Annotated in this window: 4 protein-coding genes and 1 rRNA gene; 4 read left to right on the forward strand and 1 reads right to left on the reverse strand. The window is 29.0% G+C overall.

Going from position 1 to position 6,154, the window contains the following annotated elements; genetic code table 11:
- The first annotated feature begins 8 nt into the window (after positions 1 to 8).
- The 3 genes from O3801_RS04435 (at position 9) to O3801_RS04445 (ending at position 4,828) form a co-directional block, all read left to right on the forward strand.
- Positions 9 to 1,658, forward strand: a complete 1,650-nt coding sequence (locus O3801_RS04435) for a DAK2 domain-containing protein (protein WP_371454190.1) — start codon at positions 9 to 11, stop codon at positions 1,656 to 1,658.
- Positions 1,659 to 1,791: 133 nt separating this feature from the next.
- Complete coding sequence (locus O3801_RS04440; protein ID WP_004264291.1) at positions 1,792 to 2,325, forward strand: CvpA family protein; 534 nt, start codon at positions 1,792 to 1,794, stop codon at positions 2,323 to 2,325.
- Positions 2,326 to 2,488: 163 nt separating this feature from the next.
- Positions 2,489 to 4,828, forward strand: coding sequence for an endonuclease MutS2 (locus O3801_RS04445; protein WP_371454191.1), 2,340 nt, complete (start codon positions 2,489 to 2,491; stop codon positions 4,826 to 4,828).
- 32 nt (positions 4,829 to 4,860) lie between these two features.
- Here O3801_RS04445 and O3801_RS04450 read toward each other — a convergent pair whose 3' ends face one another.
- The gene (locus O3801_RS04450; protein WP_371454192.1) at positions 4,861 to 5,370 is read right to left on the reverse strand and encodes a GNAT family N-acetyltransferase; all 510 of its coding nucleotides are present in this window, start codon (positions 5,368 to 5,370) and stop codon (positions 4,861 to 4,863) included.
- A 575-nt stretch (positions 5,371 to 5,945) separates the two neighbouring features.
- Here O3801_RS04450 and O3801_RS04455 point away from each other — a divergent pair.
- Positions 5,946 to 6,154 (forward strand): 16S ribosomal RNA (locus tag O3801_RS04455); the annotation flags it as partial.

A 6,154-nucleotide genomic window follows, 5' to 3' on the forward strand; every position in this document is an offset into this window, starting at 1 on the left:
GAAAGATAGTGGAGAAAATTAACGGACTTGTTTTAGCTGAAATGATCGACTTAGGTTCGAAAAACTTAGCTAAAAATGCAGAAAAAATAAACGCATTGAACGTTTTCCCTGTACCAGATGGTGATACAGGAACAAATATGAATCTTTCAATGTCATCAGGTGCAAAAGAAACAGCTGCAAATGTTGTTGAAAACATCGGTGAATTAGGTAAATCTTTTTCTAAAGGTTTATTAATGGGTGCACGTGGAAACTCTGGTGTTATCCTTTCTCAACTATTTAGAGGGATGTCTCAACACATCGCTGATAAAAAGGAAGTTAATGCAAAAGAATTTGCTGAAGCTATTCAAAATGGAGTAAGTATCGCATATAAAGCGATAATTAAACCTGTAGAAGGAACAATCCTAACAGTTGCACGTGAAGCTGCAGAAGCTGGGGTAAAAGCAGCTGAAAAAACTACTTCTGTGGTAGAAGTAATGGAAGCTATATATGCTGAAGCGCAAGCGTCACTAAAAAGAACACCTGAATTATTACCAATCTTAAAAGAAGTTGGTGTAGTAGACTCAGGTGGTCAAGGTCTTGTTTGTGTATACCAAGGATTTGTTGCTGCACTAAAAGGTGAGAAAATCGAAGGTTTAGAAGCGGTAGAAACTAATGTTGTTGATATGCAATTCGAAGACGATCATGATATGGATTTCATGAGCCCAGAAGATATAGTGTATGGATTCTGTACAGAATTTACTGTACGTCTTGATAAAGAGAAAAAAGAATTTAATGAAGATAAATTCCGTGAAGATATGAGTAAATTTGGAGATTCTTTATTAGTGATCTCTGATAGTGAATTTGTAAAAATTCACGTTCATACTGAAACTCCTGGTGATGTGTTTAACTATGGACAACAGTACGGAGAATTAATTAAAATTAAATCTGATAATATGAGAGAACAACACCGTGAAGTTCTTAGAAAACAAGAAGCTAAACAAACTACAGCTCCAAAAGAGTTAAAAGAACAAGCTATGATTTCTATTTCTATGGGAGCTGGATTAAGTAAAGTTTTAACTTCTATGGGAGTTGATTATATCGTAGAAGGTGGACAAACAATGAATCCATCTACTGAAGATATTATGAAAGCTATTAAAGAAGTTAACGCTAAGAATATCTTTATTTTCCCTAATAACAAAAACATCCAACTTGCAGCAAAACAAGCTGCTGAGTTAGCTGAGGAAAATGTTTTTGTTGTTGAAAGTAAAACAGCACCTCAAGGCTTAGCTGCAGTTATGGTATTTAATCCACAAGCAGCTGCTGAAGAAAACTTTGCAAATATGCAAGAAGTATTATCTACGGTAAGTACTTTAGAAGTAACTCATGCTGTTCGTGATACTAATATTGAAGGTGTTGAAATTAAAAAAGATGAATTCATGGGTATTAGAGATGGTAAGATTATAGTTTCTAATTTATCGCTAAATACAGTATTAGAAGAATTACTAGAAAAATCTCTTGATGAAGATTCTGAAATTGTTACACTTTACCTTGGTGAAGAAAGTACAGAAGAATATACTGATTTCTTAGAACAATTAATCGAAGAAAAATATCCTGATGTAGAAGTAGAACTTATTGAGTCAGGACAACCGGTATATCCATATATTATCGGAGTCGAATAATTAAATGTTAAATTAAAAAAGTAGCATTAGTCTAAAATAGATTAATGCTACTTTAAAGTTGATAGAGTAAAATAACAATATACTAATCATAATAAATTAAAGCAAAATAGATTATGATTGGAAAGGGGAAAACATGGTTGATATTATTATTGCATTATTATTAGCAGCAGGTGCGTACTTAGGATACAAACGTGGGTTAATCATGCAAATTTTTTATCTAGGAACAATTGTAATAGGGTATGTAGTATCAATGTTATTCAGTTCAAGATTAGCATATTTATTTACAAGTATGATACCAATTCCAACTGATGTTACAGATGGTTTAGAAGGGATATATAAAGGATTAAATATTCCAACTGCATATTACCGAATAGTTTCATTTATTGTATTATTTATTGTAATACGATTAATAATACAAATTCTAGCGCAAACATTAGGTGTTGTTAGAAAATTACCGTTAATAAAAATAACGGATAGATATTTAGGAGCTATTTTAGGGTTTGTAGAAATTTATTTAATAGTTTTCGTGGTATTATATCTAGTAACAGTATTGCCTACACCAGATTGGAAGATAGCAATATTTAAAGATTCGGTGCTACCAGATTATATAATACAAAACACACCAGTGTTATCAAAACAGTTTATTAGTTTATTCTTTAATAAATAATTGAGAAATTCGGAGTATGTAATGTACTTCGAATTTTTTGTATAATTAAACCAGATTATGATTTTAATCGAAAGAAATTGTTTAATGCTTGTATTTAGTGTATAATAGTTTGTATTATAAAAAGAAAAAGCATGTAAATATAGATAGAAGGAGTGAGATTAGATTGAATAAAATTACTCAAAAGAAACTAAATTTAGACTTAGTTTTAAAAGATGTAGAGAAATATTGTTTCTCAGAGTTATCTTATGAAAAAATTAAAAATTTAGAATATATAACAAATTACGATAAGTTAGTAGAAGTTCATAAAGAAAATGAAGAAGGATATGATTTACTAAGAAAGTATCCAAATGAATTCAAATTAAAAATATTTGATTATAACGCTAGTGTTAAGAAAGCTAAAATTGATAGTGTCCTTTCAGAAAAAGAACTCTTCTATATATTAAGAAATATTATAACTTATGATAGATTTTCTAGAAGGTTTGAGAATATAAAGTTGCAAGAACATTCTAATTATCCAAGTTTAACTAAATATGTTGTTAAACTAGATGATTTTAGTGATCTTGAAAGATACCTAGATAGAATAATAGATGAGGATGGTTATATAAGACCAGATGCTTCACTAGAACTGAAGAATATTAAAGTAAATATCGCTAAGTTAAAAAACAAAAGTGATCAAATTTTAAAAAATATCCTGCGTTCAAATGTTAAAAAATTAACTGAAGCAATTGTTACGAAGAGAAATGATCGTGATGTTATTTTAGTAAAACCAGAATATAAAAATGATTTTGGTGGAATTATCCATGATGAGAGTGCATCGGGGAATACTTTTTATGTTGAACCAAAAGAAAATGTAGAAATTAATAATGAAATTGGAATACTAAAACGTAAAGAAAAAGAAGAAATACTTAGAATTTTAAAAGAAGCTTCAGAAGTTATTAAAGAAAAATCAGATGAGCTTATTAATTCACTTTGGAACTTTTCACAAATAGAGTTTATTTTTTCAAAAATGAACTTTTGTGCTAGAAATGGCTTTAATAAACAAAACATAGTAAATTCACAGGAACTTAATCTAAAGAAAGCATATAATCCTTTAATTGATAAAGATGTAGTTGTGAAAAATGATGTTATTCTAGACAATAAAGGAAACTCACTAATAATAACTGGTCCTAATACTGGTGGTAAAACTGTAATTTTGAAAACAGTTGGATTATGTGTGTACTTATCACATTTAGGATTTTATATTCCAGCATTAGAGGAATCGACAGTTGGATTTTTTGAAGATGTATTTGTAGATGTAGGAGATGAGCAATCAATTGAGAATAACTTATCTACTTTCTCTTCACATATGACTAATATAATTCATATATTAAATAAAACAAATGATAAGAGTATTATCCTATTAGATGAATTATGTTCAGGTACTGATCCAAGTGAAGGTGCTGTACTGTCAATTGCGTTATTAGAAAAGTTCAAAAATCTAAATGCAACAATATTATGTACAACTCACTATCCAGAAATTAAAAACTATTGTTTTGAATCAGAGTATTATAAAAACTCATCAATGGAATTTGATTTTGAAAAATTAAAACCGACTTATAGATTTATTATAGGATTACCAGGAAAGTCTAATGCAATAAATATTTCTGCTAAATTAGGTTTAGAGCAATCTATTATAGATGAAGCAAGTTCCTTATTAGAAGTAAATACGAAAGAGAATAATCTTTTCATTGATAAACTTTCTGAAAGTATTAGAGAATATGATTATAAATTAGAGTATATAAATAAAAGTTTAGATGAAATTGAGGAAGTTAAAGAAACTCTTGAATCTAATCTACAGAAATATGAAGAGTATAAAGAAAGTCTGTATAATGATTTAAGTATAGAGTTAAATAAAGAAATAGAAGAGAAAAAAGAAGAGATGCTTGAAATTTATAGAGAATTTAAAGACAATACTTCTTTAAAACAACATGAACTTAATGAATTACTTCATTCAATGGATAAGAGTAAGAATAATGTAAAATTACAAAGAAAATTAGAAAGTGAACCTAAGTTTAATAATAGTGAAATACAGGTTGGTGATGATGTTCTTGTTCTAAGTTACAATCAAAGAGCTACTGTATTAGAAATTTCCGGAAATACCCTACAGATTAAAATGGGTGCAATGAAACTAAATATTAAGAAAAAAGAAGTTAGAAAAATCGATAGTGAACCGGAAGTCGCTAAACGTTATGTAAGCACAAGTAATGTAAGTAGTAAAAAAGTCGGTATTGATATCAATGTAATAGGATTAAATACAGAAGAGGCGATAAGAGAGATTGAAAACTATATGGATAAAGTAATACTTCAAGGTTATGATACATTTACTATAATTCATGGGTTAGGTTCAGGAATACTTCGTAAAAATATCGGAGAATATCTTAAAAATAATAGATATGTAGCTAGCTATAGAACTGGAGGTCAAAACGAAGGTGGTATGGGAGCTACTGTAGTTGAAATGAAATAAAAGGTTAAGTTGGATTAAATTCCAACCTAACCTTATTTTTTATATATCCAATATCTTAATGTAGTTCTAGTTTCTTCTATTACTTCATTCTCTAAGATACCGCCACATGATTCTATAGTACGTTTTGAGGCAATGTTATTTTTATCACAAGTAATTAGAATTTTCTCTAGACCAAGTGAGAACAAAAATTCAGAAGTATAGGCTAACATTTTCTTACCGTATCCTTTTCTACGTTCTGATTTTCTAACACTGTAACCTATATGACCACCAAAGTTTAATAGATAATCATTAAGTTCATGTCTTGCGTTAATAATACCGACAATCTTATTATCGTCTAGTGCAAAGAAAGTATGAGCAGTAACAAATCCCGGAGTGACTGTTTCTTTATATTTAGTATTTTCTACAAATTTTACCCATTCAGGAATAGATAAAGCAGTCATGTTAGCTGCACCGTGAATTGTTTCGTCGTTAACAATAAACTCATTTTTGTAGTCTTCTATTTGTTGAAATGAAACATCGATAGGTTCTTTAAAAATAATCATAAAAAATCCTCCTTATACTGTATACTTATATAATATCTCAATAGAATTTGATTGTAAATAGTAAAAAGAAAGAAAAATTGAAATAAAAATGAAAAAGTATGAAAATATTATTGACAAGAAATAAAGTTGATGATAGAATAGTAAAAGTCTTTTCGAGAAGAAGACGAACAATCAAACATTTCAAAATATTAAATGTTAAGAAATTATAAAAAAGCTCTTGACAAAATATAAAAGAAATGATAAACTTATAAAAGTCTTGAAGAAAGACAAACTCAATTATTTCAACGAAGTAAACGGTTCAAAAGTTTTTGAAAAATATAAAAAAACTTCTTGACAAACATTCGAAGAAATGATAGAATAATAAAAGTCTTCTTGAAGAAGACGAAAAACATTTTTAAAAAAGTTTTAAAAAAAGCTTGACAAAGAAATTTAAAAATGTTAAAATATAAAAGTTGTTAATCGCAACAATTTGAACATTGAAAACTAAACGAATTAAGTCAACGTTAATTCCAAAAAAGGACAGTTTTAAAAAGAAACTATAAAACTTTTTATTGAGCTAATCAAGCTAACAAATTTATTTGGAGAGTTTGATCCTGGCTCAGGACGAACGCTGGCGGCGTGCCTAATACATGCAAGTCGAGCGAAGTTTTTCTGGTGCTTGCACTAGAAAAACTTAGCGGCGAACGGGTGAGTAACACGTAAAGAACCTGCCTCATAGACTGGGACAACTATTGGAAACGATAGCTAATACCGGATAACAGCATTAACTGCATGGTTGATGTTT

The sequence above is a fragment of the Gemella sp. 27098_8_149 genome (genome assembly GCF_041433745.1).
GTDB lineage: Bacteria > Bacillota > Bacilli > Staphylococcales > Gemellaceae > Gemella.